Raw genomic sequence first — 24,564 nt, forward strand, 5'->3', positions numbered from 1 at the left:
CCATGGACAAGACCTGCAAACCCTATCGCCCGATTCTGCCGCTGCTGATGCTGGCGGCCTTCGTTGCGCATCTCCCCGCCGCGGCCCAGCAGGTGCTGCCGCCGGCCACGCCGGCACCGATCCGCTGCGAAGCGGACAGTTGCCGCAACGACGAGGGCCTGCTGCTGCGTATCCGTGACGACGGCCCTTCCGCAGGTGCGACGCGGCCCGCTGCGAGCAGCGCCGACGCGGTGCCCGTGGCGCCTGCCACGCTGGCCGGTGGCTTCATGTCCGAACTGCCGAACGGCGGGGTGGTGTGGGCGACCGAAGATCCCTCGATGGTGCCGCCGAGCCTGAGCGTGCAGTCCGCCGCTACCGTGCCGTTCGAGAACGGTCGGCTGGTGCGTCCGCTGCGCTTCCACAGCTACAACAACTACGCCTCCTTCATCGAGAAACTGGAGGTCACGTTGTACCGCGGCACCGACACCGACCTGGTCACGCCGTTGGCGCGCATCGAACTGCCGGTGGGCTACGTGTCCGAAGCCGAGTGGGACGCGCAGCTGCCGGAGCAGATCAAGCTGCGTACCGGCGATGACCTGATCTACGTGGCGCGCGCTTATGGTGCCGGCAATTCCTTCGATGAAACACAGCTCCAGCGCATCCAGCTGGTCACCCCGGCCGACTTCGATCGTGGCCTGCAGGTGACCCGTGACAATGTGCAGAAGACCCTGGGCCAGTCGCTGGATGGCGAAAACGCGCAGGCGTTGCAGCTCAGCAACGGCATCTACGGCCAGAGCCAGCTGCGCCTGCAGAACATCCCCATCCATGGCTCGCGCGTGCGGGTATACGGCCGCGGGCTGGAACCGAACAGCCGGGTGACCATCAACGGCCAGAGCTTCCCGGTGGACTTGGAGCAGAAGTTCGCGGCCGAGTTCCTGGAGCCGGTCGGCGGGCATCGCTACCAGGTCAAGGTCGAAGCCAAGGACATGCCCAGCGCCGAACGGCAGCTGGACGTGGACGTCACCGGCCGCTACCTGTTCGCGGTGGCGATCGCCGATGTCACCGTGTCAAAGAACAGTGCCAGTGGAAACCTGCAGCCGCTGGCCGCCGATGACCGCGACGACGACAGCTTCCTCAGCGAGGGGCGGCTGGCGTTCTACCTGAAGGGCAAGATGCGCGGCAAATACCTGCTGACCGCACAGGCCGACACGCAGGATCGCGAGTTGAAACACCTGTTCCGCGATTTCTGGGAGGCCGATCCGACCGATGTGTTCCGTCGCCTCGACCCGGATCTGTACTACCCGGTGTATGGCGATGATTCCACCACCTGGCGCGATGTCGATACGCAGGGGCGGTTGTACCTGCGCGTGGATTGGGACCAGAGCCAGGCGATCTGGGGCAACTATGCGACCGGCATTACCGGCACCGAATACGGCCAGTACGTGCGTTCGCTGTATGGCGGCGCATTGAACTGGCGTTCGCTGGAAGCCACGCCGCTGGGAGAGGCACGCTCGCAGCTGAAGGTATTCGGTTCCGAAGCGCAGTCCGCGCCGGGGCACAGTGAGTTCCTCGGCACCGGTGGCAGCCTGTACTACCTGCGCCACACCGATGTATTGCCCGGTTCGGAACAGGTGGTGCTGGAAGTGCGTGACCGCACCACCGGCCGTACCGAAACCCGCGTCACCCTGCAGGAAGGCGTGGACTACGAGATCGATGACCTGCAGGGCCGCCTGATCCTGACCCGCCCGCTGGCGATGCTGACCCGCGAGAACGTGCGCAGCATCACCCGCGACATGCCGCTGGATGGGTATGACCAGCTGCTGCTGGTGGACTACGAATACGTGCCGTTGGGCTTCAGCAGTGATGACGTGACCATGGGTGCGCGGGGCCGCCAGTGGATCGGTGACCACGTGGCCATCGGCGGCACCTGGGTGGAAGAAAACCGCAGCGGTGAGAACTACACGCTGAAGGGCGCCGACCTCACCCTGCAGGCCGGGCGCGGCACGTATGTAAAAGTGGAACACACCGAGACCGATGCCACTGCCGCGCCGGTGTTCTATTCGGACAACGGCGGCCTCAGCTTCATCCGCCGCAATCCGTATGAAGTGCAGCGATCGGGCAGCGCAACGGCGGTGGAAGCACGTGCGAACCTGCGCGAGCTCGGCTGGACCGCGCAGGACTGGAGCGTGGGCGCGTGGTGGCGCGACGTGGATGCGGGCTTCTCGGTGGCGCGCCAGGACACCGGGCTGGCGGTGGAAGAATACGGCGCTGAGTTCCTCGGCTACCTCACCGACGACTTCAGCCTGTATGGACGCCACACCCGCACCGAGCAGGGCGAACTGGCACTGGAACAGACCCAGCTGACCGCAGACTGGCGGCTGGGCAATGACGGCCAGTGGACCGGTGAACTGCGCCGCGTGCGCGAAGAGCAGAGCCTGCAGACGGTGGATGCACTGTTGGCGGCGATCGGCTACCGGCAGCGCTTCGGCTCATCCTGGGAGCTGTACAGCACCGGCCAGGTCACCGTGGATGACGACGGCGGGGCCTACGAGAAGAACGACCTGCTGACCTTGGGCGCGCGTTACCTGTTCGGTGACCGCAGCAGCGTGGGCGCCGAAGTCAGCGGGGGTAGTCGCGGCCACGGCGGCAAGGTCGATGCGGAATACCGCATGGCGCCGGACCACAGCCTGTACGGCAGCTACAGCTACAGCAGCGACCGTACCGGCACCGACCCACTGTTCGACACCGGCCTGCAGTCCGGCTGGACGCTGGGCCAGCGCTGGCGCCTGAGCAACCAGGTCAATGTCTACAACGAAAGCCAGTACCTGAAGGATCGCCGCCAGGACAACGCCGGGCTGGTGCATACCTTCGGCATGGACTTCTATCCGGCGCAGGGCTGGAACCTCGGCTTCACGGTAATGGACGGCGAACTGGAATCGACGCTGGGCCGGATCGACCGCCGCGCGTACAGCGTCAGTGGCGGGCGCACCGATGCGGTGGCGCAGTGGAACAGCAAGCTGGAATACCGGCACGACTCCGGTGCCGAACAGCGCGAGCAGTGGGTCACCACCAACCGCCTGCTGTACAAGGTCAACGAAGACTGGCGCGTGGCGCTGCGTGCGAACTACGCCGATACCCAGGACCGCATCAATCCGGTGGCCGACGCCAAGCTGGTGGAAACCAACATGGGCGTCGCCTGGCGTCCGCACGACACCACCCGCTGGGCTGCCTTCGGCAAGTTCACCTACCTCTACGACGTGGCCTCGCTGGGGCAGGAGGGCGGCAACCTGTACGACCAGCGTTCGCAGGTGCTGTCGCTGGAAGGCATCCGCCAGTTCGGCGCGCGCTGGGAAGTGGCCGCCAAGCTGGCTTCGCGTTGGGGCGACTACCGCACCGGGCGCGGCGAGGGGTCGTGGCTGGACAGCCGCGCCGACTTCGCCGCGCTGCAGTTGCGCTATCGCCTGTTCGAGAAGTGGGAAGGGCTGGCCGAGCACCGCTGGTTGAAGGTGCGCGACGGCGGCGTGCGCAAGGGCTGGCTGGTCGGCGTGGACCGCCGGGTGGGCGAGAACTTCAAGATCGGCGGCGGCTACAACTTCACCGAGTTCAGCGACGACATGACCGAGCTGCGCTATGACCAGAAGGGGTTCTTCCTGAATCTGGCAGGGTATTACTGAGGCGAATGGTCGCGTCGAGCCGTGCTCGGCAGATGCCGCCCGGGAGCCTGCCGAGCATGGCTCGGCGCTACCGGTCTACAGCCGCTGAACGCCTGACAACTTTTTCCGGCTGAATGCGGGAATTCCTCAGCCCGTTCAGCCCGCCTGCACGTGATTTGCACCCTATTTAAAGTCTATGCTCCTGTTGGATAAGGGTTTTATAGTGTTCCGAACCGCTATCGCCACTGTCACCAAATCGCGGTAGGGTAGACGAGTAGTCAGCGCCATTGTTCTGTCAACGGAACACTGGAACTTTTTAGACCTTTAGCAGTCGAAGTATTGGACTGCTAAGATGAGACCCATGAGCCAGAACACCTCTACTGCCCTTGTGGCAAACAATCTCCCGATTCCCAGTGCGCTCGGTTCGCTGGACGCCTACATCGGTGCCGTGCACCAGATCCCGGTGCTGTCGGTCGATGATGAGCAGGACCTGGCGCGTCGTTTCCGTGATCAGACCGATCTGGACGCGGCCCGCGAGCTGGTGCATTCGCACCTGCGTTTCGTGGTGCACGTGGCCCGCGGCTACAACGGTTACGGCCTCGCCCTGGGCGACCTCATCCAGGAAGGCAACATCGGCCTGATGAAGGCGGTCAAGCGCTTCGACCCGGACATGGGCGTGCGCCTGGTGTCCTTCGCGGTGCATTGGATCCGTGCCGAGATGCACGAGTTCATCCTGAAGAACTGGCGCATCGTGAAGGTCGCCACCACCAAGGCGCAGCGCAAGCTGTTCTTCAACCTGCGCCGTTCGAAGAAGCGCCTGGGCTGGATGAACGCGGCCGAAGTGACCGCGGTGGCCAAGGACCTCAACGTCTCCGAGCGCGAAGTGATGGAGATGGAGTCGCGCCTGTCCGGTCGTGATATCGGCTTCGACGCCCCCAGCGACGAAGACGACGACCACGCGCCGCCGTCGCCGGCCGCCTACCTGATGGCCAATGAAGAAGATCCTTCGATGGCCTACGAGCGCGCCGACAGCGAAGACAACCAGCTGCAGCTGCTGCGCGAAGGCATGGCCGAACTGGATGCGCGTTCGCGCGACATCATCGCCCGCCGCTGGCTGGATGCTGACAGCAAGGTCACGCTGCAGGAGCTGGCCGATGAGTACGGTGTTTCCGCCGAGCGCATCCGCCAGGTTGAAGCGAACGCCCTGAAGAAGATGAAGGCGCTGTTTACCGCGTAAGTGGAAACAGCCGCTGCACACGAAAACGCCGGGCACTGCCCGGCGTTTTTCTGTGTGATCGGAGGTGGTGGGTGACGACCGTTGGTCGTCACGCCGTTACCGCCTCAGTTCTCGCGGGCGATCGCACGCCAGCCGATGTCGTTGCGGTGGAACTCGTTCGCCCAGCTCACCTCGGCCACCCCGGCATACGCATTGGCCTGCGCGTCGCGCACGCTGTCGCCCAGTGCGGCCACGCACAGCACCCGTCCACCGGCACTGACCACGTTGCCCTGCGCGTCCAGCGCGGTGCCTGCGTGGAACACCTTGGCAGTGGCTGGCACGCGGTCCAGGCCGGAAATCACATCGCCGGTGATCGGCGCTTCCGGATACGGCGCAGCGGCCAGCACCACGCCCAGTGAAGGACGCGGATCCCACTGCGCCTGCACCTGGTCCAGCCTGCCGTCGATCGCCGCCTGTACCAGGTCCAGCAGGTCCGACTGCAGGCGCAGCATCACCGGCTGGGTTTCCGGGTCGCCGAAGCGCACGTTGAACTCGATCACCTTCGGCGCACCGCTGGCATCGATCATCAGCCCCGCATACAGGAAGCCGGTGAACGGCACGCCGTCGGCGATCATGCCCTGCACGGTCGGCTCGACGACTTCACGCATCACCCGCGCGTGTACTTCCGGGGTCACCACCGGGGCCGGCGAATACGCGCCCATGCCGCCGGTGTTGGGGCCGGTATCGCCGTCGCCGACGCGCTTGTGGTCCTGCGAGGTGGCCATCGGCAGCGCATGCACGCCATCGACCATCGAGATGAAGCTGGCCTCTTCGCCGTCGAGGAATTCTTCGATCACCACCCGTGCGCCGGCGTCGCCGAAGGCATTGCCGGACAGCATGTCGCGCACCGCCGACTCTGCTTCGGGCAGCGACATCGCCACGATCACGCCCTTGCCGGCGGCCAGGCCATCGGCCTTGACCACGATCGGTGCGCCCTTTTCGCGGAGGTAGGCCAACGCCGCATCGACATCGGTGTGCACGGCGTAATAGGCGGTCGGGATGCCGTGCCGGGCCAGGAAGTCCTTGGCATAGGCCTTGCTGCCTTCCAGCTGCGCAGCAGCCGCGGTGGGGCCGAAGATGCGCAGGCCGGCTTCACGGAACGCATCGACCACGCCGGCCACCAGCGGCACTTCCGGGCCGACCACGGTGACGGCGACGCCTTCGGAGCGTGCCAGCGCCAGCAGGCCATCCAGATCAGTGACCTTGACGGCCGCGTTGCGGCATTTCGCTTCGGTGGCGGTGCCGGCGTTGCCGGGCGCGACCAGCACTTCGGTGACCTGCGGAGACTGCGCCAGCTTCCAGGCCAGCGCATGTTCGCGGCCGCCGGAGCCGATGACGAGGATCTTCATGCTGAGGGATTTCCGATACGCGGGGAAAGGAAAGGAGACGCGGGATGACGGCGAGCAGGCCGGCACCCCCAGGAATCCACTGTCCGTCAGTGACGGAAGTGACGCACGCCGGTGAACACCATCGCCAGGCCGGCTTCGTCGGCGGCCGCGATGACTTCGGCGTCGCGCATCGAACCGCCCGGCTGGATCACCGCCTTGATGCCGGCCGCAGCGGCGGCATCGATGCCGTCGCGGAACGGGAAGAACGCATCGGAGGCCATCACCGATCCTTCCACCACCAGGTTCGCATCGGCGGCCTTGATGCCGGCGATGCGTGCCGAATAGACGCGGCTCATCTGGCCGGCGCCGACGCCGATGGTGCGGTTGTCCTTGGCGTACACGATGGCGTTGGACTTCACGAACTTGGCGACCTTCCAGGCGAACAGCAGATCGGTGAACTGCTTGTCGGTCGGCGCCAGCTTGCTGACCACCTTCAGTTCGTCACGGGTCATGCCGCGGTTGTCGGAGGACTGCAGCAGCAGGCCCGATCCGATCCGCTTGCTGTCGTAGTTGTTCAGGCCTTCACCGTGCGGAATGCGCAGCACGCGCACGTTGGCTTTCTTCGTGGCGTATTCCAGCGCGGCCGGTTCGTACTCCGGGGCGATCAGCACTTCCACGAACTGACGGTCCAGGATCACCTGCGTGGTGGCCAGGTCCAGCGGCTTGTTGAAGGCGATGATGCCGCCGAAGGCGCTGGTCGGGTCGGTGGCATAGGCCAACTCATAGGCGTCGCCGTTGCCGGCGCCGACGGCCACGCCACACGGATTGGCATGCTTGACGATCACGCAGGCCGGCGCCTCGAACTGACGCACGCATTCCCACGCGGCATCGGCATCGGCCAGGTTGTTGTAGCTCAGTTCCTTGCCCTGCAGCTGCTGGAAGGTGGCAAGAGTGCCCGGCACCGGATACAGGTCACGGTAGAAGGCGCCGCTCTGGTGCGGGTTCTCGCCGTAGCGCAGGTCCATCACCTTCACGAAGGAGGAATTCATCTGCGCCGGGAACTCGCTGCGCACCGGCACCGCGGTCTCGCGCGAGGCAACCGCCGACAGGTAATTGCTGATCGCCGCGTCGTACTGGGCAACGCGGTTGAACGCGGCCACCGAGAAGGCGAAGCGCTTGGCGGCAGACAGCTGGCCATCATGCGCGGCCAGTTCGGCCAGCAGTTCGTCGTACTGCGACGGGTCGGTCGCCACGGCGACGCGGGCGAAATTCTTCGCCGCCGAACGCAGCATGGCCGGGCCGCCGATGTCGATGTTCTCCACTGCATCGTCGAGCGCGCAGTCGGCTTTGGCGGTGACCGATTCGAACGGATACAGGTTCAGCACCAGCAGGTCGATCGCGCCAATGCCATGTTCGGCCATCACCGCATCGTCGGTGCCCGCGCGACCCAGCAGGCCGCCATGCACCATCGGGTGCAGGGTCTTGACCCGGCCATCCATCATTTCCGGGAAGCCGGTGACGTCGGCGACATCCTTGACCGCCAGGCCCGCCTCGCGGATCGCCTTGGCGGTGCCGCCGGTGGACAGCAGTTCCACGCCGCGTGCGGACAGGGCAGTGGCCAGCGCGATCAGGCCGGTCTTGTCGGAAACGGAAAGCAGGGCCCGACGGACGGGCAGCAGGTCAGCACTCATGGGGGCAGGGCAACGGCAGCAGGCGGGGCCGATATTGTAGGCCTTGGGGCGCCCTCACACGTAATGCAGTGCCGCCTCAGGCCGTGATGCCGTATTCCTTGAGCTTCTTGCGCAGGGTGGCCCGGTGGATGCCCAGCATCGCCGCAGCGCGGCTCTGGTTGCCCTCGCAATGGTTCAGCACTTCAACGAACAGGGGAATTTCCATCTCGCGCAGCACGATCTCGTACACGTCATCGGCATCGCAGCCATCCAGGTCGCGCAGGTAGCGGCGCACGGACTGGGCAACATGTTCGCGGAGCGGAGGACGCGCAGCGCCACGACTGGTGTCAGGACGAGAGAGTACAGCGTTCAATGGGAATCCCGATCTGGTGGCCGCGCCGGGGCGAAGGCTGGCGCTGGCGAAGAAGGTGGTGGCGGCCAGTCTAGCGCGAGCAGGCCGCCCCTGCACGGGGCAGGCGCCCGGCCGGCCTCACAGGAATTCGAAATTGAAGGCGACCGTGGACGCCGACGGCTCTTTGACCTGGAAGGCGATCTGCGCGCTCTGGCCGGGTTCCAGCAGCCCCGCCGTGCGTGCCCCGGCACCCAGATAGTCCGATGCCGCGAACACACCACTGCCGATCACCCGACCGTCGGCGTCGGACAGTGACAGTCGCAGCACGGGCCAGTCCTGTGCCCACCGTGCGTCATTGCGGATGCTCGCCTGTACCTGCAGTGCGCCGGCCTGCTGCGGCATCGGCCGCACGTCGCGGCTGATCATGGTGAAGGCCGCCGGTTCGCGCCAGGCCGGCAGGTCGCAGCGCAGCACACTGCACAGGCCTGCGACCCAGGGACGGGTGCTGGCATCTGCCGCCAGGCGGGCGCGGTCGGCCAGCGCGATCTGCAGCAGCAGCAGCAGCGACAGCGCAGCCACCATGGCCCATTGCCAGCGCGGCGTGCGCAATCGATGCCCGCCACCGCGCAGGAACACCGGCTCTGCCTGGGACCGCATGGGTTCCGCGGCCGCAGCAGGGACCTGCCCGGAGATCGTCGCGGTGGGCTGCACCGGTACTTCCTCGGGCATCGCGGCAGCCTCCGCGACGGCGTCCACTGGCGCTTCGGCGGTGTCGTCTGCGGTGACCGGGGACGCGTCGGCTGAAGGCAGCGACGGCTCCGCCAGCGGGGTCGCATCGACGTCGGCCTGAGACCCGGCGTGTGGACGCAGGAACGTTGACAACGGTCGACGGGGCGGGTTCGGTTCGGACATGAATGTACCGGCTCGGATCCAGGGGCTATTCAATCACGTCTGCGCGCGATCAGGCGCGTCGCACGCCGGTGATGCGTATCCAGTCGCCGTCCTGGGTCGCCTGCAGGTCATCGAACCAGGCGGCGTATCGCTGCAGCAGTTCGTCTTCCTGGCCGTGCAGGATGCCCGACAGCGCGATGCGGCCCCCGGCGGCCACGCGGGCAGCCAGCAGGTCGGCCAGTGCGTCCAGCGCGGAGGCCAGGATGTTGGCGACTACCACCGGGTAGGTGGCCACCGGTTCGTCCTGTGGCAGGTAGACATGCAGGCGCGGCAGTTCGCCATTGCGCTCGGCATTGTCGGCGGTGGCGATCAGCGCCTGCGGATCGTTGTCCACGCCGATCGACTCGGCCGCGCCCAGCTTCAACGCGGCCAGCGCCAGGATGCCCGAACCGCAGCCAAAATCGAGCACGCGCTGTCCCTGCAGCAGGCCCTCACCGGCCAGGCCATCGAGCCAGCGCAGGCACAGCGCCGTGGTCGGGTGGGTGCCGGAGCCGAACGCCAGGCCCGGGTCCAGCCGCACCACGGCCGCATCCGCAGCCTGCGCGGCGTCTGGCAGTTCATGGTTCCACGGCACGATCCAGGTGCGCTCGCCGAAGGACAAGGGCTCGAACTGGTCCAGCCAGACGCGCTCCCAGTCCTGGTCTTCCACTGCACGGAAGCTCACCGTCGACCAGTCCAGGCCATCGTCGAAGGCTTCCAGCGCGGCCAGCAGCAGCAATCCATCGGCGTCATGCGGGAACAACGCGCTCAGGACCAGCGTGTCCCACATCGGTGTCTCGCCGACGCCGGGCTCCAGGATGGCCTGTTCGTTGCTGGTGTCGGCCTCGGCATCGAGCAGGGTCACCGCCAACGCGCCGACGTCCTCCAGTGCGTTTTCGTAGCGGGGCTGGGTGGCTTCGGTGCAGCGCAGGGTCAGTTCCAGGAACGGCATGGTGGCAGGCGAGGTCCGGCAAAGAAGGGAATGCTAGTCGATCCTGGAGGGCGGCAGCCATCTCAAGGCATGCAGAGAATGAATGGGGCGGGCCAGACAGAGGGCAATCCCCTTGCTAGACTCACGTTCCTGCCTTGCCTGTCAATGGCTTGTCTCCTGATGGCGTTTGCCCCGGCCCTTAAAACCTGGTTGCTCGTGGTGCCGGCCGTGGCCTTGCTCGGCGCAGCGGGCATGCGCATGGGCGGCCAGCTGCTGCATGCACAGGAATCCGGTCCTGCCGCGATGGACGCTGGAATGTCGCAGCCAGCGGACACGCAGGCCACGCCCACCGCGCTGCCCGCGGCCCTGGCACGCCGGCTTGGGGCCAGCGAACGTTCGCTCAATGCGGTGCCTTCCGGCCTGCCGCTGGACATCCGTGCCGACATGGAAGGCGACACCGATCTGTTTGCCTTCGCCCAGCGCTTGCGCGGCCAGGCCGACAGTGGCAACGTCGAGGCGCGCTGGATGCTGAGCCGGGTCTATGACTACTGCAGCCAGTACGCAAACGATCCCGGCGGTTACCAGTTGGACAACAGCGTGCTGACCGGGATGGGCGAGCGTGCATCGACCGCGATGGCCTCGGCGCGTCAGCGTGTCGCCGCGCGCTGCGGCGGCTTCGTGGCCAGTGATGGCCTGGGTTACCCGCTGGTGTTCGCGCAGCGCCGGCAGGCCGCGCAGGGCGGCAACCTGGCCGCCGAAGCCTCCTTGCTGGCCGACGGCCAGCCGCTGCAGAGCGACGAAGACTACCGGCGCGGCCTGGTCGAGCGCGTGCGCGATTCGCATGATCCGGAAGCCTACATGGCGCTGGCCCCGGCAATGGGGCTGCGTGCGTCCGGCGACCGGGCCATGACCGGCATGGTGGCCGGCGAGGCACTGAGCGAACTGGCCTGGCGCGTGGCGGCCTGCGAACTGGGCATGCCCTGTGGCAGCGACAGCGTGCTGATGAACAGCTTCTGCGCCAACGGCGGCATCTGCAGCCAGGATGAAGGGCAGGACTTCACTGATTTTGTATACGACGCTGCGGTATCGCGGCAGGGTGCCGAAAAAATGACCGAATGGGTCGAAGAACTGATTGGAAAGAGGAAAGGGCGATGAAGTACCGTCGAATCCTGCACGGGGCGAAATTCTGGTTCTGGGTGGCGTTGTTCGTCGCCTATTCGGCAGGTGCGGTCGGCCTGTTGATGATCGATACCCAGGAAGATCGTTACCGACGATTGTCCGCGGTGGAGCTGACCAAGGTGCAGTCCACGCCGGAAGCGCGTCGCGTCGGCGCCAGCCAGGTCGCCGCGGTGTTCCGTGCGCAAAGTGCCATGCCATTCACCTCGCTGCCGGCAGGCAGCACCTTCCAGGTGGTGTGGCCGGATGGGTCTACTGAAACCATGGTGATCGTCGACCCGTCCTCGCCCAATGGCGTGCGCCCGTTGGCGGGCAGCCAGGTTCCGGCCGAAGCGGCCGATCGTCGCTGATCCTGCGTCGCGGCGGATCGGACCCCAGCCGACATGATTGGGTCCGGTCCTATTCCAAGGGTTGGCGTGAAGCAGCGTTAATGGATCCATCCTGACGGTGTTGCCCGCGCTTGCGCGGTGACACTGCCCTGTCGGAGAAGACCATGGTTACTGCTGTCATGCGGATGCTGCCTGCACTGGTGTTCCTTGCCGCATTGTTGCCCGTCACACCGGCGCACGCTGGCGTGGTGATCGCCGGCACGCGGGTGGTCTATCCCGCGCACGAAAATGAGGTCACCCTGGGGCTGAACAACGAGGCGCAACGCCCTGCGCTGGTGCAGTTGTGGATCGATGACGGTGACCAGGACACCCCGCCGGAAGAGGCCAAGGCCCCGTTCGTGATGACGCCGCCCCTGCTGCGCATGGACGCCGGGACCCGACAGGCGGTGCGTATCCGTTTCACCGGCCCGGCGCAGCCTGGCGACCGCGAATCGCTGTACTGGGTGAACGTGCTGGAGATCCCGCCGTCCAGCGCCGGGGAGGACAAACTGGACCTGGCCTTCCGCAGCCGCATCAAGCTGTTCTATCGTCCCGCCGGATTGCCCGGCGAAGCAGACAGTGCCCACCGCCAGCTGCGCTGGTCGCTGCAGCAGCGCGTGGGCGGCCTGGCCGTGCAGGTCGACAATCCGACGCCGTGGCACGTCAGCTTCGCGGCGATCTCGCTGACCGTCGACGGCAAGGTATCGGCTGATACCGGAAGCGGCATGGTCGCGCCGCGTGCCGCCCAGGTGTTCCCGCTGGACGGGCTTGCCACACGGCCGCCAGGCGCGATCGGCATCGAGTACAGCACCATCACCGACGTCGGCGCGGTGCATGAGGCCAGCGCATCGCTGGCCCACTGAGGCGGCGCCCTCGCATTTCGGACGCATCCGATGGGAGGCCACACGGCACCGGCTGACACTGTGCAGGCGCGGGGCTGACCTCGGCGTGGCAGACCGGCAAGGAGGGGCGGACCAGGCGCGCGGAGGGCCAGAGGGGTGACATTGCGCTAACAACAGCGCGGAATCAGACCCATCCGATGTCGTGTATGGCGGGGGTTGGTGAAACTTCTGGTGAGTGAGCCCGGTCGACGCCCGGCCTACTTCCACAACTGGTGATGACATGAAGCAAATTCTTTCCTACCGCCTGCTGACCGCGCTGGCGCTGTGCAACGCAGGCTCTGCGTTGGCGCAGAGCTGCGAACATCCCTCTGAATGGCCGACTCCGTTCCAGATCAACCTGCCCCTCCAGGGCACGATCACCGTGGGAGCCGATGTGCCGGACGGCACGGAGATCTATACCGCACGGCATAACAGCGGCTCAGGTGCTTTCATCAGGTGCACGGGTGGACCCGGTCGTGTGCAACGGGAGAATGGCTACATAGGGGTCCCGGGCGAACCATCGGGGTTGCCCGGGATCTACAAGACCTCCATTCCCGGCGTCGGCATTGCGGTGTGGTACGCCGGGAACAGGTTCCCGTTCGATCCGGGTGCCTACGACGTCGGTACCGCCCCGCTCCGTGTGACCTTCAACAAGCAATTGGATTTCAGCCTGTACAAGATCGGTCCGATCAGTGCGGGCGTGTTGCAGGGCAGTTCGCTTCCACGCGCGCGCCAGTCCACCCTGGGCACGGGCGGCATCAATATCTGGGAAGCGCAGATCGTCGGGCAGTTGAACATCGTGACCGGCACCTGCCGGGTGGGCGATGTGACCGTGTCGATGGGCCGCCGGGCGCAGCGCGAGCTGAACGCACCGGGTGCGGCCACGCCATGGACGATGTTCATCGTCCCGCTGAGCGGGTGCCCGGCGTTCTTCGGCAGGCAGCCGGCGTATTTCCAGGATGACAGCGGTACGGGCGAAGTAGGCGGCCGCCGCGTGGCCAACCGCATCGGTCTACGCGTGGATCCCAGCACGCCGGTGCTGGATGCGGCCCAGTCGATCATGGCGCTCAGCAACAAAGACCATCCCGACACGGCTAAAGGCCTCGGCATCCAGGTGGCGCTGCCGGACAACACACCGGTGGGCTACGGCGTGTTCCGTGACAGTGGGTTGACGCTCACCACGACACCGAATGGGACCTACGCCGTGCGGATGCGCGCGCGCTATGTGCAGACCGAAGCGCGGGTCAGGCCCGGCATCGCCAATGGCGCGATGGTGGTGACGCTGCGGTACGAATGAGTGCCGGCGCCGGCCTGCTGGCCGGCGCCGCGGTGCGATCAGGTCAACGCGATCGACTTGGTCTTGCGCTCGGCCAGGCGCTTTTCCAGGTAGTGGATGTTCTGTCCACCGGCCTGGAAGCCCTTGTCGCGCATGATGCGCTGCTGCAGGGCGACGTTGGTCTTGATGCCGTCCACCACCATCTCGCTCAGCGCCACCCGCATGCGGGCGATGGCGGTCTCGCGGTCCGGTCCGTGCACGATCAGCTTGCCGATCATCGAATCGTAGTTCGACGGCACGCGGTAGCCGGCGTAGATATGCGTATCCACGCGCACGCCGGGACCACCCGGTGCGTGGAAAGCGGTGATCTGGCCCGGGCTCGGCACGAAGGTTTCCGAATCTTCCGCATTGATGCGGCATTCGATGGCATGCCCGGTCAGCACGATGTCGCTCTGCTTGATCGACAGCTTCTGGCCGGCGGCGATCTTCAGCTGCTCCACCACCAGGTCGATGCCGGTGACCATTTCGGTGACCGGATGCTCTACCTGGATGCGGGTGTTCATTTCGATGAAGTAGAAGCGGCCGTCTTCGTACAGGAACTCGAAGGTGCCAGCGCCGCGGTAACCGATGCGGATGCAGGCTTCCACGCAGACCTTGCCGATCTGCGCGCGGGCCTCCTCGCTGATGCCCGGTGCCGGTGCTTCTTCCACCACTTTCTGGTGGCGGCGCTGCATCGAGCAGTCGCGCTCACCGAGGTGGATGGCGTTGCCCTGGCCGTCGGCCAGCACCTGGATCTCCACGTGGCGCGGATTCTCCAGGTACTTCTCCATGTACACCTCACCGTTGCCGAATGCTGCCTTGGCTTCGCTCTTGGTGGTTTCGATGGAGGTCTTCAGCGACGCTTCGGCATGCACCACGCGCATGCCGCGGCCGCCGCCGCCGCCGGAGGCCTTGATGATGACCGGGTAGCCGATCTCACGCGCGATCTTGGTGTTGGCGACGATGTCTTCGCCCAGCGGACCGCCCGAGCCCGGCACGCACGGCACGCCGGCGGCCTTCATCGCGCGGATCGCTTCCACCTTGTCGCCCATCAGGCGGATGGTGTCGGCCTTGGGGCCGATGAAGATGAAGCCGGATTCTTCCACGCGTTCGGCGAAGTTCGCGTTTTCCGACAGGAAACCGTAGCCGGGATGGATCGCCTGGGCGTCGGTTACTTCAGCAGCGGCGATCAACGCCGGGATGTTGAGGTAGCTGTCGCTGGAGGCGGCCGGGCCGATGCAGACGGACTCGTCGGCCATCGCCACGTGCTTCAGGTTGCGGTCGACGGTGGAGTGCACGGCCACCGTGCGGATGCCCAGGGTGTGGCACGCGCGCAGGATGCGCAGCGCGATTTCCCCTCGGTTGGCAATGACGATTTTATCGAGCATGGCCGGCCCCTCAGCCGATCACGAACAGCGGCTGGTCGAACTCAACCGGCTGGCCGTTCTCGCCGAGGATGGCGACGATGGTGCCCGACGCATCGGCTTCGATGGGGTTGAACATCTTCATCGCTTCGATGATCGCCAGGGTCTCGCCTTCCTTGACCTGCTGGCCGATGCTGACGAAAGCCGGCTTGTCCGGCGACGCCGACGCGTAGAAGGTGCCGACCATCGGCGAACGCAGCACGTGGCCTTCCGGCAGCGCGTTGCCTGGCTTGGCGGTGCCACCGGTGGAGGCTTCGGTCGGCGACTGCATGGGCATGGCCGGGGCGGCAGCGGCGGCCGGCGCGGCGATCATCTGCGGCTGCACGGCCATCTGCGCGAAGGTGCCCACCGGGGCACGCGACAGGCGCACCGACTCTTCGCCTTCCTTGATCTCGATCTCGGCGAGGTTGGATTCTTCCAGCAGGTCGATCAACTTCTTGATTTTGCGCAGATCCATGAGGGCCTCTTCTTCTGTTTTGATTATCTGGGGTGGGAAGGGCGCAGGCGCCCGTTCGAAGCTCAGGCGTTGGACAACCGCTGCAGGGCGGCATCCATCGCATAACGGTAACTGTCAGCACCGAAACCGCAGATGACACCGACCGCCTTGTCGCTGAAATAGCTGTGCTGGCGGAAGGGTTCGCGTGAATGCGGATTGGACAGGTGGATTTCGATGAACGGCACGTCCACCGCGGCCAGCGCATCGCGCAGGGCCACCGAGGTATGGGTGAACGCGGCCGGGTTGATCAGGATGAAGGCGGTGCCGTCCAGCCGCGCGGCCTGGATGCGGTCCACCAGCACGTGTTCGGCATTGGACTGCAGGCTTTCCACCGCGTGCCCGGCCGCCGCCCCCTGCGCGTGCAGCGCCTGGTCGATCTGCGCCAGGGTGGTGTGGCCATAGACCCCCGGCTCGCGCGTGCCGAGCAGGTTGAGGTTGGGGCCGTGCAGTACCAGCAGTTTCGCCATGGGAGCCGAACAACGGGAAAGGGCGGCAGTCTGGCGGAAGCTGGAGTTGATGTCCAGTTCGGCGAAGTTATGCGCGTTTCAAGCGACTGTTTGAAATATCACGGGCGCGTGGCGGTTCGCTGGAGCAGGCGGCGGCCCATCATGGCACGCCGCCGCCTGTCCCTCTGTCCACTCAGGTCAGAACGTCCAGCCCAGGCGGGCGTAGTAGAAGCCGCCGTTGAAGCCATATGGCGAATGCACCGGGTATTCCGCGCCGGCCACGCCGGCCCAGGGGTTCTTCGAGGGCACCCGGTCGAAGAGGTTCTGCGCGCCCACGCTGAAGTACAGCCCGGAAGCGAACTTCCAGCCCACTTCGGCATCCACGATCAGCGCGCTGCCGGCGTGGATCGGCAGGCCACCGTCATCGGCGGAGACCACCCCGCTGTCCAGGTGGTCTTCGTACCAGCTGCTGTAATAGTTGAAGCGCAGGTTGGCATGGAAGACCTGGCGCTGGTGGTTCACGCTGAAGTAGCCCTTGGTGCGCGGCAGCGACTCTTCCAGCTTGTAGACGCGGGCGGCATCGATGAAGTCGGTATCGAAGCGGTCCACTTCGGTGCGGTTCCAGTTGGCCGCCAGCGCATAGGTGGTGGTGCCACCGAAATGATCGCTGCGGTAGCTGGTGACCACGTCCACGCCGGTGGTGGTGGTGTCGAAGGCGTTGCCGAAATAGGTCACCTGGGAAATCGACGCGGCTTCCGGATTACCGCCGGCCACCAGCGCGGCACGCTCGGCCGGTGTCACCGCGAAGCTGGTGCTCAGCGCGATGCGGTCCTCTACCTTGATCTGGTAGCCGTCCACGGTGAACAGCCAGTCGCCCTGCGTCCAGACCGCACCCAGCGATACGTTTTTCGACTCTTCCGGGGTCAACGGCTGGGCGCCCTTGAGCTGGGCAATCGGATCGGTCGGCGGCAGGGTGGCGATGTCTTCCAGCGCGGTCCCGCCGAACACGGTGCTGATCTGGCTGATGTTGGCCTGGCCGGGGGTGGGGGCGCGGAAGCCGGTGTTGTAAGCGCCACGGACGGCGAAGTTCTCGTTGAAGTCGAAGCGACCGGTGAGCTTGCCGGTGGTGGTGCTGCCAAACGAATCGTAGTCCTCGTAACGCAGTGCACCTGCCAGCAGGAAGCGTTCGGTGAGCTGGGCTTCCAGGTCCGCATAGGCGGCCCAGTTGCGCCGGTCGAACGTGCCGGCGGTGCGCGCGCTGAAGCCGTTGAAGCCGTTGGAGCCCAGCGCGAAGCCCTGCTCGGTCAGCGGGCCGATGGCGGTGGACGGGCCGTCACCGGGGCTGATGGTGAAGCTTTCCTCGCGCCATTCCGCGCCCATCGCCAGGCGCAGGGGCTGGCTGGTGAAGCCGGTGGCGATATCGCGGCTGACATCCACGTTGAGGTTCTTTTCGGTCTGGGTGTTGCCGCCGGGCTTGAAGGACAGGCCGGCCGGCTGCACCGGGCCCATCGAGGCGTTGACGGTGTTGTAGATGGTGAAGTCGATCTCGTTGCGGCCCCACGAACCGCTCACATCCCAGTACCACTCATCCCAGGTGCCCTTGGCACCGGCAAAGACCGAGGTGTCCTCCAGCGATCCGCCGAAGCGCGGGGTGAAGCCCCCCGGCAGGCTGGACAGGAAGGTGTAGCAGTTCGCCGGCAGCGCCGCGACCGCGGTGCTGACGCCGGCATACGGCAGCAGGTTGCCCGCGCCGTCGCGCAGGGCGATGGACGGGCAGGCGCCGGCGCCGGTCAGGTTGCCGACCAGCAGGGTGTCGCCGCCGTCGTTGGAGTACACGCCCGAGCGCGAGGTGGGATCGCGGTAGTAGAAGCCGCCGTCCACGTCGCGTTTGGCATGGTTGCCGAACAGATAGAAGTCCACGTTGTCGGTGGACAGGCCCAGGTTGTAGACCAGCTTGAAGTCGTCATCAACCTTCGGCGAGCCCCACACCTGCGCCGGCTGGCCGACCCCGGGATAGCCCGCCGCGATCGCGGCGGCGGCGTCGTCCCGCTGCACGCTGCGCGAGGTGTCGTCGGCGTTGCGCCATTCGGCGGTCAGCGTGGCAAACCCGCGTTCGGTCAGCGGCAGGCCGATCTGCGCCGAGTACTGCGTGGTCAGGCCGTCGCTTTCGTAGTATTTGCCGGTGAACACTTCGGCGGTGCCGCCTTCGCGCAGCTTCTTCAGACCGAAGTTGATGACCCCGGCGATGGCGTCCGAGCCGTACTGGGCGGCGGCGCCATCGCGCAGCACCTCCACCTGTTCCAGCGCCAGCGATGGGAATACCGACAGGTCCGGACCCTGCGCACCGTCGGACAGGCCATGGCCGAGGAAGGTGATCACCGCCGCACGGTGGAAGCGTTTGCCGTTGACCAGCAGCAGGGTGTTGTCCGGCGGCAGGCCGCGCAGGTTGGCTGGTCGTACCAGGCTGGCGGCGTCATCGATGGGAATGGTGCTGACGTTGAAGGAGGGCACCAGCACCTTCAGCTGGTCCAGCGCATCGGTAGCGCCCTGGTTGCGGAATTCTTCACCGCTGATGATGTCGATCGGTACCGCCGAGGAGGACACGGTACGTGGTTTGGTGCGGCTGCCCAGCACCGACACGGTGTCCAGGTTGGTGGCCGCTTCGGGCGTGGTCGGACTGTCCTGTGCCAGCGCTCCCGTGCTGGTGACCAGCAGGGCGGTCGCCAGCGCCACGTTTACTGCAGATGCCAATGGCGAAAATGCTTTCGGAGCGTGAACACACTTGCCAATGCGGTCGTTCATGCGTGCACCTTGCAGTCGGATTGTTGAGTTGTCGTTCGGTTAGTGGCTCATCCTGTTGGTTCTCCCTGCGCGTCAGCGGATCTGTTGCGCTGCATCAATAATTAACAGAAGATTAACCGTACTGCAACGAATGTGTGCCGACTTTGGCGGTTCACTGGCGCGGTGGTCGATGGGCCGACGTGCCGTACCCGCCGCCAGCGGGCCTTTCGCGGCGTATCCTTGACGCATGGGGAGTCCTTTTCCGACGCACCGACGGTCGCGCCTTCGTGCTTGCGCCTGCGCGGCGTTCTGCCTGCTGGTCGGGGCCGCGGCGCCGCCGGCTGCCGCCGCGCCGCAGGCGACGGTGCTGCTGGACCCGTCTGAACAAGCCTGGATCGCCGCCCATCCGGTGATCCGGGTGACCTCCGATGCCACCCTTCCGCCATTGGAATATGTCCGCGATGGGCAACTGCGGGGCCTGTCGGGGGATTACCTGCGGCTGATCAGCGCGCGCACCGGGCTGCAGTTCCAGTTCGTGCAGGCCGCCGACTGGCCGGCCGCGCAGCGGGCGCTGCAATCGCGCGAAGCGGACATGCTGCTCAATGCCATGGACGAACGCCTGACACCAGCCACCCGTGCGGCAGTGCGGCTGGGCCGGCCGTATCTATCGGCCTACAGCGTGGTGTTCACGCGACCGGATTCGCCGGCCGTGTGGGACCTGCAGGAACTGGCTGGGCGTCGGGTCGCTGCACGTGCTGCGGGTGATTACGCGCGGATCCTGCAGGGCCGTTACCCGCACTTGGTGGTGGTGCCGACCGACACGCCGCAGGCCTCCATGCAGATGGTGCTGGACGGCCAGGCCGACGCCGCGATGGGCACCAACGCGACCTTCCAGCCGTTCGTCGCGCGCCGGTATCTCGACGAACTGCATATCTCCCGGCCGCGCATCGACCTGGTGATGCAGGCCCAGTTCGGCGTGCGCAGCGACTGGCCGCAGCTGGAGGCGATCATCGGCAAGGCGATGGCGTCGATCAACACCCAGGAGGAATCGCAGATCCGCCAGCAATGGCTGCGCGAAGAGGACTACGGTGCGCCCAGCGTGGCCACCGTGCTGCGCTACAACTGGCCGTGGCTGCTGGCGATCGGCCTGCTGGTGCTGGCGCTGGGCGTGGTCGCACGCTGGGCCTGGCGCGCACGCGCGGCGGCGATCGAAAGCGAACGGGTCAAGGCGCGCTTCCTGGCGACCATGAGCCACGAGATACGCACCCCGATCAACGCCGTGCTGGGGGCCATCGAAGTGCTGGCCGACCACGTTCCGGCCGGCCGGCCGCGCGCGCTGGTACGGGCCGCCGAGGAGGCGGCCGAGTCGCTGACCGGCCTGCTGGACAACGTGCTGGACCTGTCCAGGCTGGACGAAGGCCGCATGCAGCTGGAGAAGATCCCGGTCGAGGTGCGCGCGCTGGGGCGCACTGTCGCGGCGGTGTTCGAAGGCGAACTGGAAAAGCGCGGCATCGCGCTGGTCGTCGAGGTCCCCGCCCACGACAGCTGGCTGATGCTCGACCCGACCCGGCTGCGCCAGGTGCTGATGAACCTGCTCGGTAATGCGCGCAAGTTCACCGAGCGCGGCAGCATCCGGTTGACGCTCCAGGTGCAGGAGGCCCCGGCCGGAACCTGGCTGCACGCGGCGGTGACCGACACCGGCTGCGGGATTCCCGCAGCGCTGCAGGGCCGCCTGTTCGACCCCTACACGCAGGCCGACGGCAGCATCTCGCGCCAGTACGGCGGCACCGGCCTGGGGCTGTCGATCAGCCACGACCTGGTGCAGCTGATGGGCGGCCAGATCGAGCTGCACAGCGTGGAAGGCGAAGGCACCACGGTGTCGCTGCGGATCCCGGCCGAGCGTGCCGATGCCGCGGCCGCACCTGCCGTCGCCACGCCGGGCGGCGCGCTGCGGGGCGTACGAGTGCTGGTGGTCGATGACCATGCCCCCAACCGCATGGTGCTGGAGGAACAGCTCGGCCGGCTGGGCGCGGTGGCGATGCTGGCAGACAGTGCCGCGCAGGCGTTGGCCACGCTCACCGCGGACCTGCCGGACATCGTGCTGCTGGACTGCTTCATGCCGGACATCGACGGCTACCAGGCAAGCCGGATGATCCGCGCGACCGGCCTGCCGGGCGTGGCCGAATTGCCGATCATCGCCATATCCGCCGCCACCGACGCCGCCCACCTTGCGCGCTGCCAGCAGGCTGGCATGAACGGCGTGTTGAAGAAGCCAATCCGCCTGGCCGAACTGCAGGGCATGCTGGCGCTGTGGACCGGCCGCGCTGCCGCAGCGGGATCCGCCGACAGGGCGGGGCAGACAGCCGCGCTGGAGGCCATCGAACGGGACACCGTCGACCGGCTGGAGCCGGACCTGCGCGTGCTGCTGGCCGACGACCTGCGCAAGCTGCGCGAGGCGATGGATGCCAGCGACCTCGCGCGCATCACCTTCTACGCGCATCGCCTGCATGGGGCCGCCGGGCTGGTCGGGCAGCCGGCGCTGGCCGCGTTGGCCGCCAGGCTGGAAGCCGATCCGGAAATGGATCCCGACCAGGGGCTGGCTGAAATCGACGTGCAGTTGGACAGCCTGTCGCGGGCGGCGCCGATCCGGGTATGAGCGGGACGTGGCTTGCAACCTCGCACTAGACGACTGGTCTAATCGGGTGTAGGGTGACTCCCATGAACGCCGTCCCCGCCACCGCCAACGTCCGCGAAAAGATCCTGGCCACTGGCCAGCGGATCATGGGCGGCAAGGGCTTTTCGGCGGTGGGGCTCAATGAAGTGCTGGCCGCGGCCGGCGTTCCCAAGGGCTCGTTCTACCACTACTTCGGCTCGAAGGATGCGTTCGGCGAGGCGCTGCTGGAAGGGTACTTCGAGGCCTATGTGGCCGACATGGAGCGCATCTTCCGCCAGCCCGGCAAGAACAAGGCCGTGCAGTTGGAAGACTACTTCGCCGCTTGGCAGGACAACCAATCCTTCGAGGACTGCCAGGGCAAGTGCCTGGCCGTGAAGCTGGGTGCTGAAGTGGCAGACCTGTCCGACAGCATGCGATCGGCGCTGGATCGCGGCACCGCGGCGATCATCGCCGGCATGGCCGAAGCGATCGAAGCCGGCCAGGCGGAAGGCTCGTTGCCGGTCCAGGGCGACGCCAAGGCGCTGGCACAGAGCCTCTACCAGCTGTGGCTGGGCGCAAGCATCATGGTCAAGATCGTCCGTACTCCGCAGCCGTTCGCCAACGCGCTGCGCACCACCCGTCACCTGCTGGGTCTTCCCCGCTAACACCGCCGCTCCCTGAACGCAGGGGACGGCACCTTGTCCCGTTTCACGCGTAATTATCTAGACGACCGGTCTAATTCCTATTGTATTGCACCTCACTGGAGCACAGCCATGAAAGTCCTCATCGTTCTCACCTCCCACGACCAACTCGGCGACACCGGCAAGAAGACCGGCTTCTGGCTGGAAGAACTGGCCGCGCCGTATTACACCTTCAAGGACGCCGGCGCGGAGATCGTGCTGGCCTCGCCGAAAGGCGGGCAGCCGCCGCTGGATCCGAAGAGCAACGAGCCTGACTTCCAGACCGCGCTGACCCGGCGCTTCGAAGCCGACGCCGAGGCCAATGCACAGCTGGCCCGCACCGTGCGCCTGGACAGTGTGTCGCAGGCCGACTTCGACACCGTGTTCTATCCCGGTGGCCACGGGCCGCTGTGGGACCTCGCCGAAGATCGTGATTCCATTGCCCTGATCGAATCGTTCATCGCAGCGGACAAGCCGGTCGCGCTGGTCTGCCACGCCCCCGGCGTGCTGCGCCATGTAAAGGCCGCCAATGGTCGTCCGCTTGTCGAAGGCCTGCAGGTCACCGGTTTCACCAATACCGAAGAGGAAGGCGTGGGCCTGACCCAGGTGGTGCCGTTCCTGGTCGAGGACGAACTGAAGGCCAACGGTGGCCACTATTCCAAGGGCCCGGACTGGGGTTCGTACGTGGTCCGCGATGGCCTGCTGATCACCGGGCAGAATCCCGCCTCTTCCACCGAAGCGGCGGAAGTACTGATCAAGCAGCTCGCGCAGGGCTGAGTCCGGTCGGGTACCGCGCGGCTTTCAGTCCTTCGCTGGCGCTGCTGTTGGCGTGATGTTCCGCAGCAGCGCCTTGTCGATCTTCGCCGCCACGCCCACGCTGCGGCCGGCAAGGTTGGCGACGTGGTACTGCACGCCCACGCCGAGCACCTGCGCGGCTTCGGACAGGGTCAGCCCATACGATTGGCGCAGCCACTGCAGCATGCCTGCGGTGGCGATGCGCAGCGCATCGTCGCTGGAACCGCCCTGGCCCAAGGTCATGATCTGGGTCGGCGATTCCACCCGCGGCGTAGCGAACGCCTGCTGCTTCACCAGCTGCACCTGCAGCACCACGTCCAGCGAAGTCTCCAGTGCCCATTGGGTGGTCTCGCCATCGCCCTGCAACGCATGCCCATCGCCCAGGTACAGCAGGGCACCGGGCTGCTGCACCGGTAGGTACACGGTGTTGCCTTCGACCACGGCATTGAAGTCCATGTTGCCGCCGAACACATCGGTATCGCCGGTGGAAATCGGCGGGTAGCCGAAGCCGGGGGCCAGCGCCAGCCCGCCCAGCATCGGCTTCACCGGCACCTCGAAGTCTTTCAGCGCACCCGTCGCGCCCTGCGGACGCGCCATGCCGCGCACGCGGTCCAGGTGCCATCGCACCGGCTTGCCCAGCGCGGTGGTTTCCGCTGCCACGCGTGCGGTCTTCAGCCGTCCCACCAGCCCATCCAGACTGTCGGCGTGGTCGCGGTTGAGCTTCAACGAAGTCAGCGTGATCGCCAGCGTGTCGCCCGGCTCCGCACCGGCCACGAAGAACGGCCCGACCTGCGGATTGCCGAACAGCGCCCGGGTCACGCCGTGCTCGTCCACGCCGCCGGAGTCCAGGGTCCTGGTCTGCACCGAATCGCCGGGATGGATCACCAGCACCGGCGCCCGATCCGCGCTGAAGGTGTTGGAATAATCGGTCGGCGTGAACACGTGCCGCTGCGGCGTGGCCTGGGTGCGCTGCGGAACGCGCCAGGCGGTGAATGCATGCGACGCACGCGCCGTGCGATCGTTGGTGTCGGGCTGGTCGCTGTCGCCGTGCATCCGTGCATCGTCGATGCGCGCGGTGTAGTGACTTTCCTGCCCCTCGCTGTCGGTGGCGGTGAAGGTGAGCCTGTGGTCGGCCAGCGAACCCGCCACCGGATCCCCATCAAGCGTACCCTGCACGCGTCCGTCGCGTACCTCCATCTGCAGGGTCTGGTAACTCCTGTTCCCCCACAGATCGGTGGCCATGATCCATTGCTCGGCCGCGAGGGCATCCAGCGGTGTGACCAACAGCAGCAGCGAAGACAGCTTCCAGGCGATCGTCATGGCAGGGCACTTCGGCAGGGCACCATGGGGTGCATGCAGCGCACACTAACGGCTGCACTGGAGGCGTCCCAGTGTCCAAGGTAACCCCACGGTGTCCCGCAGCAGCGTGC

The 24,564-nt window shown here is 66.5% G+C and carries 19 protein-coding genes; 9 read left to right on the forward strand and 10 right to left on the reverse strand.

Annotated elements, in window-relative coordinates; all coding sequences use genetic code 11:
* Positions 1–2 precede the first annotated feature (2 nt).
* Together SOM47_RS02555 and rpoH are read left to right on the forward strand one after the other, a co-directional pair.
* Entirely contained in the window at positions 3–3,653 is a 3,651-nt protein-coding gene (locus SOM47_RS02555) for a hypothetical protein (protein ID WP_320504662.1), read from the forward strand.
* Between the two features lie 340 nt (positions 3,654–3,993).
* Complete coding sequence (rpoH, locus tag SOM47_RS02560) at positions 3,994–4,869, forward strand: RNA polymerase sigma factor RpoH (RefSeq protein ID WP_042612682.1); 876 nt, start codon at positions 3,994–3,996, stop codon at positions 4,867–4,869.
* A gap of 104 nt (positions 4,870–4,973) precedes the next feature.
* Here the strand turns inward: rpoH and purD are convergent, their stop codons facing one another.
* The 5 genes from purD to prmA all read right to left on the reverse strand — a co-directional run bounded on the left by purD (position 4,974) and on the right by prmA (position 10,140).
* Positions 4,974–6,257: a phosphoribosylamine--glycine ligase gene (gene purD / locus SOM47_RS02565; protein ID WP_320504663.1), complete on the reverse strand. Its 1,284-nt coding sequence runs from the start codon at positions 6,255–6,257 to the stop codon at positions 4,974–4,976.
* Between the two features lie 86 nt (positions 6,258–6,343).
* The gene (gene purH, locus SOM47_RS02570; protein WP_192085181.1) at positions 6,344–7,927 is read right to left on the reverse strand and encodes a bifunctional phosphoribosylaminoimidazolecarboxamide formyltransferase/IMP cyclohydrolase; all 1,584 of its coding nucleotides are present in this window, start codon (positions 7,925–7,927) and stop codon (positions 6,344–6,346) included.
* A gap of 76 nt (positions 7,928–8,003) precedes the next feature.
* Positions 8,004–8,279 (reverse strand): DNA-binding transcriptional regulator Fis, encoded by a 276-nt coding sequence (gene fis, locus SOM47_RS02575; RefSeq protein ID WP_042612679.1) that lies wholly within the window; start codon positions 8,277–8,279, stop codon positions 8,004–8,006.
* A gap of 117 nt (positions 8,280–8,396) precedes the next feature.
* Positions 8,397–9,170: a DUF3426 domain-containing protein gene (locus SOM47_RS02580; protein WP_320504664.1), complete on the reverse strand. Its 774-nt coding sequence runs from the start codon at positions 9,168–9,170 to the stop codon at positions 8,397–8,399.
* Between the two features lie 49 nt (positions 9,171–9,219).
* The gene (gene prmA / locus SOM47_RS02585) at positions 9,220–10,140 is read right to left on the reverse strand and encodes a 50S ribosomal protein L11 methyltransferase (RefSeq protein ID WP_320504665.1); all 921 of its coding nucleotides are present in this window, start codon (positions 10,138–10,140) and stop codon (positions 9,220–9,222) included.
* A gap of 159 nt (positions 10,141–10,299) precedes the next feature.
* Here prmA and SOM47_RS02590 point away from each other — a divergent pair, with 159 nt between their 5' ends.
* The 4 genes from SOM47_RS02590 to SOM47_RS02605 all read left to right on the forward strand — a co-directional run bounded on the left by SOM47_RS02590 (position 10,300) and on the right by SOM47_RS02605 (position 13,841).
* Positions 10,300–11,274, forward strand: coding sequence for a hypothetical protein (locus tag SOM47_RS02590; protein ID WP_042612676.1), 975 nt, complete (start codon positions 10,300–10,302; stop codon positions 11,272–11,274).
* Entirely contained in the window at positions 11,271–11,645 is a 375-nt protein-coding gene (locus SOM47_RS02595) for a hypothetical protein (RefSeq protein WP_042612675.1), read from the forward strand. The genes SOM47_RS02590 and SOM47_RS02595 overlap by 4 nt, the downstream gene beginning before the upstream one ends.
* A gap of 143 nt (positions 11,646–11,788) precedes the next feature.
* Complete coding sequence (locus SOM47_RS02600) at positions 11,789–12,526, forward strand: fimbrial biogenesis chaperone (protein ID WP_320504666.1); 738 nt, start codon at positions 11,789–11,791, stop codon at positions 12,524–12,526.
* 214 nt (positions 12,527–12,740) lie between these two features.
* The gene (locus tag SOM47_RS02605) at positions 12,741–13,841 is read left to right on the forward strand and encodes a fimbrial protein (protein WP_192085178.1); all 1,101 of its coding nucleotides are present in this window, start codon (positions 12,741–12,743) and stop codon (positions 13,839–13,841) included.
* Between the two features lie 38 nt (positions 13,842–13,879).
* Here SOM47_RS02605 and accC read toward each other — a convergent pair whose 3' ends face one another.
* From accC to SOM47_RS02625, 4 genes are all read right to left on the reverse strand, one after another.
* Positions 13,880–15,247, reverse strand: coding sequence for an acetyl-CoA carboxylase biotin carboxylase subunit (accC, locus tag SOM47_RS02610; RefSeq protein WP_192085177.1), 1,368 nt, complete (start codon positions 15,245–15,247; stop codon positions 13,880–13,882).
* Positions 15,248–15,257: 10 nt separating this feature from the next.
* Positions 15,258–15,740, reverse strand: coding sequence for an acetyl-CoA carboxylase biotin carboxyl carrier protein (gene accB / locus SOM47_RS02615; RefSeq protein WP_042614743.1), 483 nt, complete (start codon positions 15,738–15,740; stop codon positions 15,258–15,260).
* A 62-nt stretch (positions 15,741–15,802) separates the two neighbouring features.
* Positions 15,803–16,246, reverse strand: coding sequence for a type II 3-dehydroquinate dehydratase (gene aroQ, locus SOM47_RS02620; protein ID WP_042614744.1), 444 nt, complete (start codon positions 16,244–16,246; stop codon positions 15,803–15,805).
* A gap of 177 nt (positions 16,247–16,423) precedes the next feature.
* Entirely contained in the window at positions 16,424–18,976 is a 2,553-nt protein-coding gene (locus SOM47_RS02625) for a TonB-dependent receptor plug domain-containing protein (protein WP_320504667.1), read from the reverse strand.
* Positions 18,977–19,370: 394 nt separating this feature from the next.
* Here SOM47_RS02625 and SOM47_RS02630 point away from each other — a divergent pair, with 394 nt between their 5' ends.
* The 3 genes from SOM47_RS02630 (at position 19,371) to SOM47_RS02640 (ending at position 23,116) form a co-directional block, all read left to right on the forward strand.
* Positions 19,371–21,662 (forward strand): ATP-binding protein, encoded by a 2,292-nt coding sequence (locus SOM47_RS02630; RefSeq protein WP_320504668.1) that lies wholly within the window; start codon positions 19,371–19,373, stop codon positions 21,660–21,662.
* Between the two features lie 62 nt (positions 21,663–21,724).
* Positions 21,725–22,324 (forward strand): TetR/AcrR family transcriptional regulator, encoded by a 600-nt coding sequence (locus SOM47_RS02635; protein WP_320504669.1) that lies wholly within the window; start codon positions 21,725–21,727, stop codon positions 22,322–22,324.
* 108 nt (positions 22,325–22,432) lie between these two features.
* Positions 22,433–23,116: a type 1 glutamine amidotransferase domain-containing protein gene (locus tag SOM47_RS02640; RefSeq protein ID WP_320504670.1), complete on the forward strand. Its 684-nt coding sequence runs from the start codon at positions 22,433–22,435 to the stop codon at positions 23,114–23,116.
* Positions 23,117–23,140: 24 nt separating this feature from the next.
* Here the strand turns inward: SOM47_RS02640 and SOM47_RS02645 are convergent, their stop codons facing one another.
* Positions 23,141–24,454 (reverse strand): acetamidase/formamidase family protein, encoded by a 1,314-nt coding sequence (locus SOM47_RS02645; RefSeq protein WP_320504671.1) that lies wholly within the window; start codon positions 24,452–24,454, stop codon positions 23,141–23,143.
* Between the last annotated feature and the right edge of the window lie 110 nt (positions 24,455–24,564).

This window comes from Stenotrophomonas sp. CFBP8980 (assembly GCF_034046095.1).
Taxonomy (GTDB): domain Bacteria; phylum Pseudomonadota; class Gammaproteobacteria; order Xanthomonadales; family Xanthomonadaceae; genus Stenotrophomonas; species Stenotrophomonas lacuserhaii.

Coding starts and splice junctions, on each gene's coding strand:
- SOM47_RS02555 (WP_320504662.1), top strand. CDS start 3: ATGGACAAGACCTGCAAACCCTATCGCCCGATTCTGCCGCTGCTGATG.
- rpoH (WP_042612682.1), top strand. CDS start 3,994: ATGAGCCAGAACACCTCTACTGCCCTTGTGGCAAACAATCTCCCGATT.
- purD (WP_320504663.1), bottom strand. CDS start 6,257: ATGAAGATCCTCGTCATCGGCTCCGGCGGCCGCGAACATGCGCTGGCC.
- purH (WP_192085181.1), bottom strand. CDS start 7,927: ATGAGTGCTGACCTGCTGCCCGTCCGTCGGGCCCTGCTTTCCGTTTCC.
- SOM47_RS02580 (WP_320504664.1), bottom strand. CDS start 9,170: ATGTCCGAACCGAACCCGCCCCGTCGACCGTTGTCAACGTTCCTGCGT.
- prmA (WP_320504665.1), bottom strand. CDS start 10,140: ATGCCGTTCCTGGAACTGACCCTGCGCTGCACCGAAGCCACCCAGCCC.
- SOM47_RS02590 (WP_042612676.1), top strand. CDS start 10,300: ATGGCGTTTGCCCCGGCCCTTAAAACCTGGTTGCTCGTGGTGCCGGCC.
- SOM47_RS02595 (WP_042612675.1), top strand. CDS start 11,271: ATGAAGTACCGTCGAATCCTGCACGGGGCGAAATTCTGGTTCTGGGTG.
- SOM47_RS02600 (WP_320504666.1), top strand. CDS start 11,789: ATGGTTACTGCTGTCATGCGGATGCTGCCTGCACTGGTGTTCCTTGCC.
- accC (WP_192085177.1), bottom strand. CDS start 15,247: ATGCTCGATAAAATCGTCATTGCCAACCGAGGGGAAATCGCGCTGCGC.
- accB (WP_042614743.1), bottom strand. CDS start 15,740: ATGGATCTGCGCAAAATCAAGAAGTTGATCGACCTGCTGGAAGAATCC.
- aroQ (WP_042614744.1), bottom strand. CDS start 16,246: ATGGCGAAACTGCTGGTACTGCACGGCCCCAACCTCAACCTGCTCGGC.
- SOM47_RS02635 (WP_320504669.1), top strand. CDS start 21,725: ATGAACGCCGTCCCCGCCACCGCCAACGTCCGCGAAAAGATCCTGGCC.
- SOM47_RS02640 (WP_320504670.1), top strand. CDS start 22,433: ATGAAAGTCCTCATCGTTCTCACCTCCCACGACCAACTCGGCGACACC.
- SOM47_RS02645 (WP_320504671.1), bottom strand. CDS start 24,454: ATGACGATCGCCTGGAAGCTGTCTTCGCTGCTGCTGTTGGTCACACCG.